Below are 14,935 nucleotides of genomic sequence, written 5' to 3'. Positions count from 1 at the left end.
ATGCTGTCCCGCCGTTCTCTTCTCACCGCCTCCGCCGCGGCCGTCGCAGCGCTTGCCGCTGGCTGCTCCACCACCAGCGTGCTGAGCCCGTCCGCCGGCACCGGCAGCGACCAGACGCCGACCTCGCTTGCCCTCGTCAACAAGCTCAGGGCCGACCGCGGCCTGCCGGCGCTCGCTATCGACAAGGCGGCGCAGCGTGCGGCGATGGACCAGGCAAGCCGCATGGCCTCTGCCGGCAAGATGGAACACAATATCGGCTTCGGCGCCAATTTCGCCAAGCGCATGAGGGGCATGGAGGTGGCGCTGCCGGCAGCGGAGAACATCGCCGCGGGGCAGGATAGTGCGACAGAAGCCTTCGATGCCTGGTATCGTTCGCCAAAACATCTGGAAAACATGTTGGGGAAAAGCTTTCAGGGCCTCGGCGTCGCGGTGGTGTCCAATCCCTCGTCCGGCAACCGGCCTTACTGGGCGATGGTGCTTTCGGGCTGAGTTTCCATGTTCGTAGCAATTGGAGCGGCGCGTGGACCGAAATCGAGATCAGCAGATCGTCCGGATTGCCGAGCTTGAAATCGATCCCGCGCAGCAGTGCCAAGTAGAGGGCAGGGCATGAGCGCGACGGCAGCAGGCGAAAACGAGGGCGCCGGCCCTTTCGAGGTGACACACCGGCTGGTGCTGGCGATCGCCATTCCCATGACGCTCGGTTTTCTGACGACGCCGCTGATCGGGCTGACCGACACGGCGGTTGCCGGTCGGCTCGGCTCGGCGGATGCGCTTGCCGGCATGGCCATCGGCGCGGTGATCTTCGATCTTCTGCTCGGCAGTTTCAATTTTCTGCGCGCCTCCACCACCGGCCTCGTGGCGCAGGCCTTCGGCCGCGGCGACCGGCGCGAGGAACAGGCGGTCTACTGGCGCTCGCTGATCATCGCGCTCTGTTGCGGGCTTGCCATCGCGCTGCTCTCCCCGCTGCTGTTGTCCGCGGGGCTCTTCCTGATGGCGCCGTCGCCGGGTGTCGCGGAGGTTACGTCCACCTATTTCACGATCCGCGTTCTGGCCGCTCCCATGGCACTCGCCAACTATGCGCTGCTCGGTTTCGTGCTGGGCCGCGGGCAGGGCATGACGGGGCTGATGTTGCAGGCGATCATCAACGGCATCAACATCGTGCTGTCGATCACCCTTGGCCTCGGGCTCGGCTGGGGCATTGACGGCATCGCCTGGGGCACCTTTGCCGGCGAAACGATCGGCATGCTGGCGGGGCTCCTCATCGTCGTGTCGCGCTTCGACCGGGCCCATCGTCCCGCGCGGGCCGAAATTTTCGCGCGCGAACGGCTGCGGGCGTTGTTCTCGCTCAACCGGGATATCATGATCCGTACCTTCGTGCTGATCGGCGCCTTCGCCATCATGACGCGCATCGGCTCGTCGATGGGGCCGCTGGTGCTTGCCGCCAATGCGGTGCTGATGAACATTTTTCTCGTCGCCGGCTACTATCTCGACGGCATCGCCAATGCGGCCGAACAGCTGGTCGGCCGGGCCTTCGGCGCGAATTTCCGGCCGGCTTTTGACCGCGCGGTGAAGCTCACCATGCTCTGGTCGTTCGGGCTCGGCGCGATCACGACGGCGCTCTTCCTCGCCTTCGGTACGGATGTGATTGGCCTGTTGACGACGACGGAAAGTGTCAGGGCGGAGGCGGCAAAATACCTGCCCTGGGCGGCGCTGACGGCGATCACCGGGGCACTTGCCTTCCAGATGGACGGCGTGTTCATCGGCGCGACCTGGTCGTCGGCGATGCGCAACATGATGCTCGCAGCCTTTGCCGGCTATCTGATCGCGCTTGCAGTCTTCGTGCCGCTCTTCGGCAATCACGGGCTCTGGCTGGCGCTCAATCTGTTCCTGGCGTTTCGGGGGATTTTTCTTGCGCTGCGCCTGCCGGTGCTGACGGCGCGGCAGTTTTCCGGGGTGGGCCGGAGCTAGGCTCCGACCCCTGCCATTCAGAACGGCTCGTCAAGCTGGGCGTCGATGTCCCGGGCATCCAGCGGCTTTTTCACCTGTTTCGGCTTCAGCCGGACGATGCGGTCGGGATTTTCCGCCGTCGGATTTTCCGGCACGGTGCCTGGCGGAAGCGCATTGAGGGCGATATCAGCCTTGCTGGTCCGCTCGATGGCCGCGCCCGAAGGTTGGTCCCGGCGCTGGACAAGACCGCTGACCTTGCTGTCCTCTTCTTGAATTTCCGCACGGGCGCGCAGCCAATGCGAATATTCCCGGCCCTCTGGACGGCCTTCTTCCTCCCAGATGTCATGGGCTTTTTGCCGGATCCGTTCGTCGTGATCATCCATCGTATCGTCCCTTCCCGGCCTTTTTGGCCGTTTCGGCGGGATCGGTGCAGGCTACCGTCGATGCGAATCGGCTTTTGCCGAACACTCCACCCGCAGGGAGGTAACCCGGAGGGGGACCTTTGGTTCCCGTGGGATCAGAGGGGACGGTCCGCCCAATGGGCGGAGCGCGTGCCGCGAAGCACGGAAATCGAGGCGATCTGCTCGCGATCACAAAGGCGCGATAAGCCGCTCACGATCTCGCCCGGCAAGGTCGGGCCTGCATAGACCATGCAGGAATAGAGCTGCACGAGGTTCGCACCGGCGCGGATCTTTTCCGCTGCCGTCTCGGCCGAGGAAACGCCGCCGACACCGATGATCGGCAGGCTCTCGCCGACGCGCCTGCGCATCTTGGCGAGCACGATCGTCGATTTTTCAAACAGCGGCTTGCCGGAAAGGCCGCCCGCCTCGCCGGCATGGCTCGTATTGCGAAGGCCGGCACGCGACAGCGTCGTGTTGGAGACGATGAGGCCGTCGAGCGGATGGGCAAGTGCCACTTCGGCGATGTCGTCGAGGCCTTCTTCCGTCAAATCCGGTGCGATCTTCAGGAAGATCGGCACATGGCGACCACTGCGGGCCGCCTCCTCCGCACGGGCAGCCAGAACGGCGGACAACAGCGCATGGAGACTGTCTTTTGCCTGAAGGTCGCGCAGGCCCGGTGTGTTAGGCGAGGAAATGTTGGCGGTGAAATAGCGGGCGACGTCGTAGAAGGTGCGGATGCCCGCAACATAGTCCGCGATGCGATCTGTGCTGTCCTTGTTGGCGCCGATATTGACGCCGATCAGCGCATCGCGCCGGCAGGCCTTCAGCCGTTCGAGGGCTGCCGCATGGCCGGCATTGTTGAAGCCGAGGCGGTTGATGACGGCGTCGTCCTCCACGAGGCGGAAGATGCGCGGCTTCGGATTGCCCTCCTGGGCGCGCGGCGTCACCGTGCCGATTTCCGTGAAGCCGAAGCCGAGACGCAGCAGCGCTTCCGGCACCTCGGCATTCTTGTCGTATCCCGCGGCCAGGCCGAGCGGGTTGGGAAATGTGAGGCCGGCAATGGTCTGTGCAAGGCGTGGATCGGGCTTTGCCGGGCAGGCCGGTACGATGCCGGTCTTCAGCGCGGCGATCGACATGCCGTGCGCGGTTTCCGGGTCGAAGAGGAAGAGGCCCTTGCGGCCAAGCGTCGAAAGCAGCGACATCAGAGGGACATCTCCGGAAACTGGTGGGTGCCGTCGGAGCCAAGCGGCAGGGGCTTTTCCCAGAGTACGGCGGACAGCGGCAGGACGCCATAAAGATGGGGGAAGAGATCACCGCCGCGTGACGTCTCGTAGACGAGTTTTTCGCCGAGGGATTCTCCGTCGACGGCGACGAGGAGGAGATCGTTCTGGCCGGCGAAATGGCGGGCGGCGGTTTCCTTCGCCTGCGGGGCGGTGGAGAAATGGATGAAACCATCGGTCAGGTCGATTGCGGCGCCCTCGAAAATTCCGGTCTCCCTGGCTTTTTGCCACAGACTTGCCGGAACGATCTTGTAGATTGTTTTGGCCATCTCGCCCGTTTCTCCCATGGCTACCGCATTCAACGGTAGCGCTTGCCGCAAAGAACGGCGAATGTCCACCGGCGACAGGCCCGGAAACCGGCTCTTGGAGGATTTTGCATGCGAATTCACGCTCTGCCCCTGATCGTCATTGCTGCCTTCCTGGCGGGCTCTGCCCAGGCCGAGGGCGAGGGACGCTATCGCATGGACAAGACCGAAGGCGGCTTTGTCCGTCTCGACACCGCGACGGGCGAGGTTTCGCTGTGCCGCGAGCGGGATGGCCAGATCGTCTGCCGGATGGCCGCAGACGAGCGTGCCGCCTTCGAGAAGGAACTCGATCTGCTCACCAAGCGTGTCGAAGCTTTGGAAAAAGGCGGTGCAACCGCACTGACCGATGCAAAACCCGCACTACCGACGGATGAAGAGATTGACCGGACGATGAGCATCATGGAAAAGATGATGCAAAGGTTCATGGGCATCGTGAAAAACCTGGAGGACGGCGAGGAGGAAACCGCCCCCGGGAAAGACACGATCCCGCAGAAGACCTGACGGAGTATTCCGCGCCGGCTGAGACCGTGCTGCCTCCGTCACGAGGTCCATATACTCTTGGGAGGGAGCGCATGGCATCGGCACTCACGATCATCATCGCGGATGACCATCCGCTGTTCCGCGGCGCGCTGAAACAGGCGCTGACCGGAATGGATGGCAATCCCGATATCGTCGAGGCGGGGGATTTCGAGGCGGCGCGCAAGGCCGCCGAGGCCAATTCCAATGCCGACCTGCTGCTGCTTGACCTCGCCATGCCGGGTGTCAGCGGCCTTTCCGGCCTCATCTCGCTGAGGGCGGAGTTCCAGAGCCTGCCGGTCGTCATCGTTTCGGCAAGCGACGATCCGGCCACCATCCGCCGGGCGCTCGATCTCGGCGCGTCCGGATTCATCTCCAAATCGGCCTCCATCGAGGACATCCGTGAAGGCATCAGCCGAGTGCTGGAGGGCAATATCTATACGCCCGGCGGCTATGTACGCGGGCCGGAGCAGGACAGCGAGGTGGCAGACCTCATCGCGCGGCTGCGCACGTTGACCCCGCAGCAGTCCCGCGTGCTTGCCATGCTCGCCGAGGGCCTGCTCAACAAGCAGATCGCCTACGAACTCGGCGTCTCCGAGGCGACCATCAAGGCGCATGTCTCGGCAATTCTCTTGAAACTCAATGTCGACAGCCGCACCCAGGCGGTTATCCAGCTCGGCAAGATCGGCGCCGCACAGGCGGCCGCCTGATTCGACTACTCCGCGGCCTCGCGCTGCATCGTTGAAAGCTGTGTCAGCCAGGCCCGCATGGAGGCGGGGCGGACGGGCTTGTTCTGCACGATGATATTGTCGCGTTCGGCTTCGGCGCGCACATCTGGTGTGCGGTCGGCGGTGACGAGCAGGGCCGGCACCTCGCGGCCGCGCGCCGCGCGCAATTTCCCGATCGCCGCGATGCCGGTGCCGTCGCCGAGGTGATAGTCGGCAATGACGGCATCGACTGGGGGGGCGCCACCCGCAACCATCGCCTCGACCGCCGCCATTGATTCGGCCAGCGTGACCGTGCAGCCCCAGCCGGAGAGCAACAGCCGCATGCCGTCGAGGATTTTTGGTTCGTTGTCGATGCACAGCACCCGCAGGCCCTTCAACGGCTCGTCGCTCGCCGGCACCTCCGCGGGTTTGTCGGCCACGTGGCGGCTGGCGGCGGCGTCGATCGGCGCGCGCACCTTGAAACTGGTACCACGGCCGGGCGTCGATTGCAGTTCGACCGGGTGGGACAGCACGCGCGAGATGCGGTCGACGATCGAAAGGCCGAGCCCGAGGCCGGGTGCGGTGCGCGCGCCCTCGTCGAGACGGGCGAACTCCTTGAAGACGGTGCGGAATTTCGAGGCAGGAATGCCGATGCCGGAATCGAGCACCTGGATGATGGCATGGCCGCCCTTGCGCCGCACACCGACCAGCACCTTGCCGGAATTGGTGTATTTGATGGCGTTGGAGACCAGGTTCTGCACGACACGGCGCAGCAGGTTCGGGTCCGTGCGGATGGCAAGCGAGGACGGAAGCACGGTGAACTTGAGGTTCTTTGCGCGCGCCATCGGCGCGAAGTCGGTCTCGATGCGCTTCAGGAGATCCTTGAGCGGGACCGTCTGCACGCGCGGCTTCATCGCGCCCGTGTCGAGGCGGGAAATATCGAGCACTGCGCCGAGGATGGCTTCCACCGATTCCAGCGAGGAATCGATGTTGTGGATCATCTCGCGGTTCTCCGTCTCGCCGAGCCGCTCCACGAGCGTGGACGAGTAGAGGCGCGCCGCGTTGAGCGGCTGGAGAATGTCGTGGCCGGCAGCGGCGAAGAAACGCGTCTTGCCAATATTGGCCTCTTCTGCCGCCGCGCGGGCCTCGGCAAGTTCGGTGTTGACGCGGGTAAGCTCGACGGTGCGCTGCGCGACACGCTGCTCCAGCGTTTCGTTGACCTGTTTTAGCGCCCGGTCGGCGGCCACCCGATCGGTGATGTCGGTATAGGTGGAAACAAAACCCTTTTCCGGCATGGCGTTGGTGCGGATTTCGACGATGCGCTCGCCGCCGCCCAGCACCAGCGCGAAAGGCTCGTCAAACGTCATGGTGCGGGTGATCGCCGCCTCGCGATCGGTATCCGCAATATCGCCGCGCTCCACGAGGATTTCGACGATATCGGAGAGCGGAAAGCCGACCTGGCCGACATATTCCGGCAAATCGAGCAGATGGCGGAAGCGGCGGTTCCAGACGGTGAGGTTGCCGGCGCTGTCGAAGACGGCGATGCCCTGGTCCATCTGGCCAAGTGCCGTCTGCAGCATGTCCTGATTGTACTGCAGGGCTTCGCTGGCCTGGTCGAGCAGCCAGTCCGTATCCGTCGGCGTGTCGTCGATGCGCTGAAGCACGAGTGAGAGCACGAGGCGAGCGGAAGAGGAGCCGATGGCGCTGCCGAGCAACTGTTCGGAAAAATGCACGATGGCGGCATCCGCCGGCGCATTGTCCTCCAGCCAGCGGCCGACCTGTCGCTCATAGGTGTGGAAGGAGCGCTGCATGCGCTCCTCCCCGAGATATTTGGCGATGGTACTCTTGAGGTCGCGCACGGTCACTTTCGTGCGGCGACCACGAAAGGCGCGTTCGAGGCGTGGTTTCGAGCGGATGAAGGTGCCGGCCTGCAGGCGCTCCAGCGAGGTCGGATTGCGCGTCAGCGAGCCGATCACATAGGCGCCGATATTGACCATCATGGAAAGCAGCGTCGCGTTGACCAGCGGATCGGCTGCCTCACCGGTAAAGATGGTGGAGCCGGGAAACAGGAAGCCGAGCACGGTTTCGGCGACATAGGCATTGTCCGCGACGCCGATGCTCGGCAGGAAGAGCAGATAGGCCCAGATGACGAGGCCGCAGATCATGCCGGCCATGGCGCCGCGCGCATTGGCATTGCGCCAGAACAGGCCGCCGAGCAGTGCAGGCGCCACCTGCGCTACGGCGGCAAAGGCCAGGAGGCCCATCGAGGCAAGCCCCGCATTCGCCGTCGCCGCGCGATAGTAGGCATAGCCGAGCAGCAGCACGAAAAAGATGGCAAGGCGCCGGATGCGCAGCAGGATGCGTGAAAGATCGTCCTGCTGCTCGACGCCGCCGATGAGGTTGCGGCGCAGCACCACCGGAATGACGATGTCGTTCGACACCATGATGGAAAGCGCCACCGATGCGACGATGACCATGGCGGTGGCGGCGGAGAAGCCGCCGATGAAGGCGATGAGCGTCAATAGCGGCTGGTCGAGCGCGAAGGGCAGGGTCAGCACGTAAAGGTCGGGATCGCCCGTGCCGTTGAAGGTCAGCACGCCACCGATGGCGACAGGCAGCACGAAGAGGTTGATGGCGATCAGATAAAGCGGAAAGAGAATGCCGGCTGTGCGCAATTCGCCGGCCGTGCGGTTTTCCACCACCGTGACGTGAAACTGGCGCGGCAGCATGACGATAGCGAACGCGGAGAGCGTGATCAGCAGGATCCAGCGCGCGATCGGCGTCTCATAGGACAGCGCCTGCATCATGCGTTCGTTTTCGGATGCGCGCTGCCACAGGTCGCCCGGTCCGTCGAACATCACATAGATGACGTAGAGGCCGACCGAGGCGATGGCGATGAGCTTGACCAGCGATTCCATCGAGATGGCGAGGATAAGACCGTCCTGGTGCTCGGTCGCGTCGGTGTGGCGTGTGCCGAAGACGATGGCGAAGCAGGCAAGGAACAACGTCACGACGAGTGGTAGATCGATGAGCCCGCCCGAGGCGGCGATGCCGAAGCCCGTCGTGTCGACCATGGCCGAGACGGAGCTGGAGACCGCCTTCAATTGCAGCGCGATATAGGGAATGTAGCCGATCAGCGAAATGAGGGCGACGACAGCGGCGACGCCGGGATTCTTGCCGTAGCGCGCGGCGACGAAATCGGCAATCGAGGTGAGGCGTTCGGATTTGGCGAGCGTGACGATGCGGCGGAGGAGCGGCATGCCGAGCGTGAACATCACGATCGGGCCGATATAGATGCCGAGAAACTCAAGGCCATGTGTGGTGGCGAGACCGACTCCGCCGAAATAGGTCCAGGAGGTGCAGTAGATGGCCAGGCTCAAGGCATAGACGAGCGGCCGGCCCTTCGACGTGTGCCCGGCGCGTTTGGCCTTCCGGTCGCCGTAACTTGCTACCGCGAAGAGCAGGAGCAGATAGGCGAGCGCCAAGGCGAATATCAGTGAGCCCGGCATGCTTCCCCCCGCAGTCCTTCGGCCGTCTTTCGGCAGAATAGGCGAAAGCGTTGCGGAAGGAAATTGCAGCTAAGGTCGGGGGTGAAAGTCGCCCTGTGTAAACCCCTAAATATTGATGGATCGCAGTTTCCTAACGCGAAAAACTAAACTAGGTTGCTTCTGCGTCGCAGCAAAAGGAGACCCGTATGCTCAATGAGTTCAAGGCGTTCATCGCCCGCGGTAATGTTATGGACCTCGCCGTGGGTGTCATCATTGGTGCAGCCTTCAGCAAGATCGTCGAATCGGTCGTCAACGACCTCGTCATGCCGATTGTCGGTGCTCTGACGGGCGGCGGTTTCGACTTTTCCAACTACTTCATTGCGCTGTCGGGCAATGTGACGGCGACGTCGCTTGCGGCGGCTCGCGAACAGGGTGCGGTCTTTGCCTATGGCAGCTTCATCACCGTCCTGATCAACTTCCTGATCCTCGCCTGGATCATCTTCCTGATGATCAAGGGTGTGAACCGCATGCGCGCGTCGCTCGAGAAGGAAAAGGCTGCCGGTGCCGCCGAACCTGCACCGCCGCCGGAAGACGTGCTGCTTCTCACCGAAATTCGCGATTTGCTGAAGAGCCGTCCAGCCGTCTGAGGCGCTGCTCTCCTGTCTTCGAACGAAAGGCCCGGCTCGTCGGGCCTTTTATTTTATCACCCAGCCCTTCAGGCGGGCACGTTCGATTGTTGCAAGCAGGGCTTCTTCCGGAGAAAGTCCCAGGCGCTCGGACCGCCGCAGCAACCAGCCGGCGTGAACGAGGCGGATTTCGACGGGAACACTATCGATGCCGAGGGCAAGTGCTGCCGCCATGCGGTGCTTGCCGCTCGTGTGGCGCACAAGGCGCCCGCTGGCATTGATCGCAACGCCGATATCGCGTTCGGCCAGATCCTGCCACAGCGAACGTGTCCAGCGGTGCCATTGCCCGGTCTGGTCCTTCAGGCCAAGATCGCCACGCGACACGATCCCGTTCTCCTCGATGTTCTCGATAAGGGCGAGATAGTACTCGAAGTAGCTGTCCAGCTTGACGACCGTATCGATAGCCACGCGATTTCGCTGCACCGCAACGCCGTTGTTGATACTGCCGGCGTAGTGACGGTAGTGACGACCTTCGCGAAAACGCCGCCGCAGCTGGCAGATTTCCACGATCTCGCCATGGGAGAAGGATCTGTCGATCGGCTGCAGGATCGGTCTCCAGTCGCCGCCATCGAGAAAATGTCGGCCGATCCACCGTGGACGATTGCGGTCGAGAAAGTTGTCACGCAGCCGCGTGCGCACAATTTTCGGATTGATCGTCAGGAACAGGGCATCGCCGAAATGGAAGTGGCTCTGCGCGGTGGAAAGCCCCGATCCGCCCTCCGTGGCAAGGTGCGCGACGGTTCGATTGAAGCGGCTGGTAAAGCCGAACTTCGCCGCCAGAAAATCATGCACCGGTATCCAGTCGAGAAAACGCCGGACAAGCGCCGGCGCTGGCGGCCGCATGCCGGGCGGCAGCCGTTGATAGACGGGTCCTGGAAACGTGTACTGGTTGGCCAACCCTGTATCCGACTTGCTTTCGATCACCGCGCGCGCGGTTGGGCGGCAGACAGTGCCGCATCCATGACAAATAAAACACGGTTTGCAAAGGCGCAGATGAACCCACCAACAGGGTTTCCCGCCTTCACGGATCACTCCTGAGGAGTTCATGTCCTCTCGCATGGACGGCGGCTGCCCACTGCTGCCGTCCATGGAGGAGGGCAGATTACGCCGTCGCTCCGATTGTTTTCGTCTGGTGGATTTCGACGAGGCTCGGACCCGTTCGGGCCGCGGCCCGCTCCAGTGACGCCGGGAGATCGCGCACGTCGGCGAGGCGTTCGGAGGGCAGGCCGTAAGCGGTGCCGATGGCGATGAAATCCGGCGCCGAGGGTTTTACGCCCTCCGGCGTGATGCCGGCATCGACCATGAAATTCTCGATTTCCTGGTAGCCGTCATTGTTCCAGACGAGGAAGACGACACGGGCATCCGCATCCACTGCCGAGCCGATTTCCGACAGGGAGAATTGCAGGCCGCCATCGCCGACCAGGCAGATGATCGGCGCATCGGGTTCGGCAAGTGCCGCGCCGACGGCCGCCGGCGGCGCGAAGCCGAGTGCGCCGTAACCCGTCGCGGCATTGAACCAGCTGCGCGCGCGCGGCGCATCGCAATAGTAGTTGCCGGCATAGACGGCCTGCGTGGAATCGCCAACGATGATCGCCTTCGGGAGCGTCTTCCAGATCGCATCGATGATGCGCACTTCCGTCTGCATCTTCGGAGTCAACTCGTTCCAGGCATTTTTGCGTACAGTCTCGGCGCGTGCTGCACCGTTGCTGATCGGCTTGTGGCCTTCCAGGAAACCCAGCATGCCGGCCGCTGCCGTCTTGGCGCTGGAGAAGATCGACAGGCCGGACTGTGGCGTGCGGGCGAGCTGGGCCGCGTCGATATCGATGCGGATCAGCGTCTTGAGGCGCGGAAAGCCGCCATCGACATTGATGTCGTAGTCGGTCGGGCCGAATTCGGTGCCGAAGGCGACAACGAGATCGGCATCGGAGAGTAGCCGCCGCACGGCCTTGAGGCTGGGGCTTGCCGGAATGCGCAGCGGATGGCCGCCAAGCAGGCCGCGGCCATTGACTGTGGTGACCACCGGTGCGCCGATCCGTTCGGCGAGTTCGCGAATTTCCTCTTCCGCCGTGATCGCGCCGCCACCCGCTAGAATGACGGGGCGGGAGGCATTGGTGCAGAGGATCGCGGCACGCTGAAGCGTTTCCGCATCGGCGCGCGGGCGGGTCGCGACGGTAGCCGGGAAGCTGCCGGTCTCGATTAGTTTTGCCATCACGTCGGTCGGTATTTCGATATGCACGGGGCCTGGGCGACCGGAGAGCAGCACCGCGAAGGCGCGTTCCACGACAAGCGGCAGGTCGGCGGGGTTGAGCAGCGTGTGGGAGTAGAGGGCCAGCGTCTTCATCATGCCCTGCTGGTCCGGCAGTTCATGCAGCAGGCCGCGACCGTGACCCAGCGAATCGCGCCGGTTGACGCCTGAGATGACCAGCATCGGCACGGAATCCTGCCGCGCCTGTGCCATCGCCGTGATGGTGTTGGTGAGGCCGGGGCCGGTGATGACGAGGGCGACGCCCGGCTTGCCGGAAACACGGGCGTAACCGTCCGCCATGAAGCCGGCGCCCTGCTCGTGGCGCGGCGTGATGTGGCGGATCTTCGAGGCGGCGAGCCCGCGATAGAGCTCGACCGTATGCACACCCGGAATGCCGAACACGACCTCGACGCCATTGGCTTCGAGCAGGTCGACGAGAACTTCGCCTACGGTTTTCGTGGTCATGCACGGCGCTCCTTGGGGCTTGCCGATCGGGCGGCGAGCGCAGCGATGCGTCGGCAGGCCTCGTCGATATGATCGTCGGGTACGGTCAGGCTCAGGCGGATATAGTCTTCCGCCGCATCGCCGAAGGACGACCCCGGCATGACGGCGACCAGTTCCTCGCGCAGCAGGGCCCAGGCGAAGTCCTCGCCGCTCAAGCCGGTTCCTGCGACATCGACGACGATGAACATGCCGGCTTCCGGCGGCAGCGGCAACAGACCGGGGGCCTTGGCGAGCGCCGTGACGAACCGGGTGGCGCGCGCCTGGTAGGTCCGGCGCATCGTGGCGGCGGTGGCGATCGGGTTGTCGAGCGCATAGGCTGTCATGTCGGCGATGAAGGGTTGGCCACCGAACAGCATGGTTTCGGAAACCGAGAGCAGCCGGGTGCAGAATTCGGCCGGCCCGATCGCCCAGCCGCTGCGGAAGCCCGGCGCGGCGTGGGATTTCGAGATGGAGGAGACGACGATGGTGCGCTCGGCGAGGTCCGGATTGTCAAAGGGCGAGGCGAAGGTGGCGCCGAAGACGAGCTGTTCATAGACCTCGTCGCAGACGATCCAGAGATCGTGCTTGCGGCAGACAGCGCCGATCTCGGCGATTTCTTCAGCGCTCAGCACCGCACCGGTCGGGTTGTGCGGTGTGTTGAGCAGCAGCACGCGGCATTGCGGCGTGATCGCGGCTTCAAGGTCGGCGGCCTTCATGTGAAAACCGTTTTCCGGGCGCAGCGGCACGGCAATGCGGTCCGCACCGGTGGAGCGGATGACGCCTTCATAGGTGGCATAAAGCGGATCGCCGACGAGCACGGCATCGCCCGCTTCGACGAGGCCGAGCATGACGGCAAAGAGAGCGGTCTGGGTTCCCGGGAAGCACAGCACGTTTTCGGCCGTCACATCGCTGCGGCGCTTGCGGTATTTCCGCACAAGGGCATCCACGACGGAGGGCTCTCCCCGGCCGTTGGAATAGCGGTGGCGGCCGGCATGCATGGCGCGTACGGCTTCGTTCAGCAGCATCGGGTCAGGGGCCACGTCCGGCTCGCCGATGGTGAGTTCGATGACGGCCTTGCCTTCTTTCTTCATCCGCCGGGCTTCGGCATGGATGGCCCATTTTTCTGAGCCAAGATTGGCAAGCCGGTCTGTGATGGATGCGTAGCGCATGGCCGTCCTCTGCATTTCATTTTGGGTGTGGTTTAGCGATCGGCGCCCGCGGCGTCGACCGGCTTGAGACGTATTCCGACAATCGCCTCGATGGATGTCAGCGCGATCTCGACAAGTTCGCTTTCCCCGAAAAGTTCGCCGGCGAGGCAACCCTCCAGCCACAGACCATCGAGCAGTCCGTTGACCGCGATGGCGAGCGTTCGGCAGCGCTCCGGCGAGGCATCCTCGCCGCGGGCGGCGAGGAAATCGGCGAGCAGGCTTTCCAGCGTTTCGCGAAAGCTCAGATAGCCTTCGCGGTGGATCGCGGCGAGTTCGGGATCGACGCTGACCCGGCTAATGAACGAGGCCCACAGCGAGAGGCTGCGGCTGTTGGCGACCGGTTCCGTCAGGTTGATGACGATGAAGTCGCGCAGCCGCGTTTCCGGATCGCCCGTCACCCGCTCGGCCTTTTCGGTCAGCCGCGCGATGACGAGGCGATAGGCCTCCTGGAGGATATGCTCCTTGGACTGGAAATAATGCCGGATAAGCCCCGCCGTGACGCCCGCCTTGATGGCGATCTGCCGGACCGTCGCGCCCTGCAGGCCATATTCGGCGATGCAGTCGAGCGTCGCCTCGATCAGGTCGTGGCGGCGTTCGGCCTCGGGGGCGCGGTGGAAGGTTCGGCGGGCCATGGTCCCCCTCGTTCGTTGGTGCCTCAGGCGGCGCGGCGCAGCACCGGTCGCGTCAGGCAGGTCGGGCCGCCCTCGCAGGCGATGCAGAGCGCGTCGGCCTCGAAGGTCTGGACCGTGCAGCCGGCCGCTTCCATCGCCGCTTTGGTGGCCGGGAAACCTTCCACCATGATGACCTCGTAAGGCCGGGTCGGCAACACGTTTAGCGACAGGCCGTTGCTGGCATGGAATTCGTCGGCCGGCGCCTCGATGAGGCGGATACCGCGCTTCTTGAGCAGCTGGTAGAAAGCGGCCGGCAGAAGCGGTGCGAAGACCAGCGCCAGATCGTCGGCAAGCGGGCTCATCACGCTCATCAGGTGCAGGCAGGCTTCCTCGCCGTGCCAGAGCGGCAGGTCATAGGCAAGTACCGTGACGCCATGCGGCGCGAGGATTTTCGAGATCTGGTCGATGCCTTCCTGGTTGGTGCGCACGCCGCGGCCGATGACCAGCGTCTTGGCGTCGAGCCAGATGCAATCGCCGCCTTCCACCGTGCCGTCGCCCTCGATGCGCCCGAGGATCGGGATCTGGCGCTCGGCATAGGCCTTTTCGTGCAGGGCGGTCTCGGCGACGCGCAGCGGCTTGCCCATGCGCAAGAGGATCGCGCCATAGTCCGACATCAGCGACGGATCATGGGTGAACATGGCGTCGGCGAGACCATCGCCCTCATCCTCCAGCCAGATGATCTCGCTGCCGGACTTTTCGACCAGGTCGGCGAAGGCCTTGTACTGGTGAACGGCGCGCGCGCCATCGAAGGTCGGGCCATAGTGCCACTTGGCGGGATCGGCGGCCTTAAGGCTTGCGCCTGGGCGGCGCATGAGAACGCGCATCAGGGGGGCCGACATTTCCTGCGAACCGTAGGCGGTCATTCAATGCTCCTGCTGGAAAATGGATCATGGGCGGGCGCTGCCGGAAAAGTCAGCGATTGGCCTATTATACGCTTGAATAATTTCTTAACAAGTGCCACGATGCTTTCAACAAGACGACACGACGGGCCGAAGATG

The 14,935-nt window shown here is 63.9% G+C and carries 14 protein-coding genes; 5 read left to right on the top strand and 9 right to left on the bottom strand.

Annotation, left to right across the window (positions count from 1 at the left end; genetic code table 11):
- Positions 1-489, top strand: coding sequence for a CAP domain-containing protein (locus AC1RT2_RS13320; RefSeq protein WP_493102499.1), 489 nt, complete (start codon positions 1-3; stop codon positions 487-489).
- Positions 490-606: 117 nt separating this feature from the next.
- Positions 607-1,968 carry an MATE family efflux transporter gene (locus tag AC1RT2_RS13315; protein WP_493102497.1) on the top strand — a complete coding sequence of 454 codons (1,362 nt, stop codon included), beginning with the start codon at positions 607-609 and terminating at the stop codon, positions 1,966-1,968.
- Between the two features lie 17 nt (positions 1,969-1,985).
- On the opposite strand, the gene AC1RT2_RS13310 is transcribed toward AC1RT2_RS13315, so the two are convergent.
- The 3 genes from AC1RT2_RS13310 to AC1RT2_RS13300 form a co-directional block, all read right to left on the bottom strand.
- On the bottom strand, positions 1,986-2,330 hold the full coding sequence (locus tag AC1RT2_RS13310) for a DUF2934 domain-containing protein (RefSeq protein WP_493102495.1): 345 nt from the start codon (positions 2,328-2,330) through the stop codon (positions 1,986-1,988).
- 134 nt (positions 2,331-2,464) lie between these two features.
- A complete protein-coding gene (locus tag AC1RT2_RS13305) occupies positions 2,465-3,550 on the bottom strand; it encodes a quinone-dependent dihydroorotate dehydrogenase (RefSeq protein WP_493102493.1) in 1,086 nt (361 codons plus the stop codon).
- Positions 3,550-3,915 (bottom strand): DUF952 domain-containing protein, encoded by a 366-nt coding sequence (locus AC1RT2_RS13300; protein WP_493102923.1) that lies wholly within the window; start codon positions 3,913-3,915, stop codon positions 3,550-3,552. Before AC1RT2_RS13300 ends, AC1RT2_RS13305 begins: the two co-directional genes overlap by 1 nt.
- 90 nt (positions 3,916-4,005) lie before the next feature.
- Between AC1RT2_RS13300 and AC1RT2_RS13295 the strand changes: the two genes are divergently transcribed.
- Positions 4,006-4,434 (top strand): hypothetical protein, encoded by a 429-nt coding sequence (locus tag AC1RT2_RS13295; protein ID WP_493102491.1) that lies wholly within the window; start codon positions 4,006-4,008, stop codon positions 4,432-4,434.
- A gap of 71 nt (positions 4,435-4,505) precedes the next feature.
- Entirely contained in the window at positions 4,506-5,159 is a 654-nt protein-coding gene (locus tag AC1RT2_RS13290) for a response regulator (RefSeq protein WP_493102489.1), read from the top strand.
- A gap of 5 nt (positions 5,160-5,164) precedes the next feature.
- Here AC1RT2_RS13290 and AC1RT2_RS13285 read toward each other — a convergent pair whose 3' ends face one another.
- Entirely contained in the window at positions 5,165-8,665 is a 3,501-nt protein-coding gene (locus tag AC1RT2_RS13285) for a hybrid sensor histidine kinase/response regulator (RefSeq protein WP_493102487.1), read from the bottom strand.
- A 185-nt stretch (positions 8,666-8,850) separates the two neighbouring features.
- Here AC1RT2_RS13285 and mscL point away from each other — a divergent pair, with 185 nt between their 5' ends.
- Positions 8,851-9,291: a large conductance mechanosensitive channel protein MscL gene (gene mscL / locus AC1RT2_RS13280; protein WP_493102485.1), complete on the top strand. Its 441-nt coding sequence runs from the start codon at positions 8,851-8,853 to the stop codon at positions 9,289-9,291.
- Between the two features lie 48 nt (positions 9,292-9,339).
- Here mscL and AC1RT2_RS13275 read toward each other — a convergent pair whose 3' ends face one another.
- From AC1RT2_RS13275 to AC1RT2_RS13255, 5 genes are read right to left on the bottom strand one after another with little or no spacing between them, the layout of a single operon-like run.
- Positions 9,340-10,389 (bottom strand): hypothetical protein, encoded by a 1,050-nt coding sequence (locus AC1RT2_RS13275; RefSeq protein ID WP_493102484.1) that lies wholly within the window; start codon positions 10,387-10,389, stop codon positions 9,340-9,342.
- Between the two features lie 43 nt (positions 10,390-10,432).
- Positions 10,433-12,040 carry a 5-guanidino-2-oxopentanoate decarboxylase gene (locus AC1RT2_RS13270; protein ID WP_493102482.1) on the bottom strand — a complete coding sequence of 536 codons (1,608 nt, stop codon included), beginning with the start codon at positions 12,038-12,040 and terminating at the stop codon, positions 10,433-10,435.
- Positions 12,037-13,227: a pyridoxal phosphate-dependent aminotransferase gene (locus AC1RT2_RS13265; RefSeq protein WP_493102480.1), complete on the bottom strand. Its 1,191-nt coding sequence runs from the start codon at positions 13,225-13,227 to the stop codon at positions 12,037-12,039. The genes AC1RT2_RS13270 and AC1RT2_RS13265 overlap by 4 nt, the downstream gene beginning before the upstream one ends.
- Positions 13,228-13,259: 32 nt before the next feature.
- Complete coding sequence (locus tag AC1RT2_RS13260; protein WP_069060084.1) at positions 13,260-13,898, bottom strand: TetR family transcriptional regulator C-terminal domain-containing protein; 639 nt, start codon at positions 13,896-13,898, stop codon at positions 13,260-13,262.
- Positions 13,899-13,921: 23 nt separating this feature from the next.
- Positions 13,922-14,800, bottom strand: a complete 879-nt coding sequence (locus AC1RT2_RS13255) for a dimethylarginine dimethylaminohydrolase family protein (RefSeq protein ID WP_069060083.1) — start codon at positions 14,798-14,800, stop codon at positions 13,922-13,924.
- Positions 14,801-14,935: the final 135 nt, after the last annotated feature.

This window comes from Shinella sp. GW821-FHT11G07, from assembly GCF_058808115.1.
The sequence above is the reverse complement of the archived record's forward strand: the minus strand, read 5'-3'. Positions and strand labels throughout refer to the sequence as shown.

Coding starts and splice junctions, on each gene's coding strand:
- mscL (WP_493102485.1), top strand. CDS start 8,851: ATGCTCAATGAGTTCAAGGCGTTCATCGCCCGCGGTAATGTTATGGAC.
- AC1RT2_RS13310 (WP_493102495.1), bottom strand. CDS start 2,330: ATGGATGATCACGACGAACGGATCCGGCAAAAAGCCCATGACATCTGG.
- AC1RT2_RS13290 (WP_493102489.1), top strand. CDS start 4,506: ATGGCATCGGCACTCACGATCATCATCGCGGATGACCATCCGCTGTTC.
- AC1RT2_RS13295 (WP_493102491.1), top strand. CDS start 4,006: ATGCGAATTCACGCTCTGCCCCTGATCGTCATTGCTGCCTTCCTGGCG.
- AC1RT2_RS13315 (WP_493102497.1), top strand. CDS start 607: ATGAGCGCGACGGCAGCAGGCGAAAACGAGGGCGCCGGCCCTTTCGAG.
- AC1RT2_RS13320 (WP_493102499.1), top strand. CDS start 1: ATGCTGTCCCGCCGTTCTCTTCTCACCGCCTCCGCCGCGGCCGTCGCA.
- AC1RT2_RS13285 (WP_493102487.1), bottom strand. CDS start 8,665: ATGCCGGGCTCACTGATATTCGCCTTGGCGCTCGCCTATCTGCTCCTG.
- AC1RT2_RS13260 (WP_069060084.1), bottom strand. CDS start 13,898: ATGGCCCGCCGAACCTTCCACCGCGCCCCCGAGGCCGAACGCCGCCAC.
- AC1RT2_RS13270 (WP_493102482.1), bottom strand. CDS start 12,040: ATGACCACGAAAACCGTAGGCGAAGTTCTCGTCGACCTGCTCGAAGCC.
- AC1RT2_RS13275 (WP_493102484.1), bottom strand. CDS start 10,389: ATGCGAGAGGACATGAACTCCTCAGGAGTGATCCGTGAAGGCGGGAAA.
- AC1RT2_RS13305 (WP_493102493.1), bottom strand. CDS start 3,550: ATGTCGCTGCTTTCGACGCTTGGCCGCAAGGGCCTCTTCCTCTTCGAC.
- AC1RT2_RS13265 (WP_493102480.1), bottom strand. CDS start 13,227: ATGCGCTACGCATCCATCACAGACCGGCTTGCCAATCTTGGCTCAGAA.
- AC1RT2_RS13300 (WP_493102923.1), bottom strand. CDS start 3,915: ATGGGAGAAACGGGCGAGATGGCCAAAACAATCTACAAGATCGTTCCG.
- AC1RT2_RS13255 (WP_069060083.1), bottom strand. CDS start 14,800: ATGACCGCCTACGGTTCGCAGGAAATGTCGGCCCCCCTGATGCGCGTT.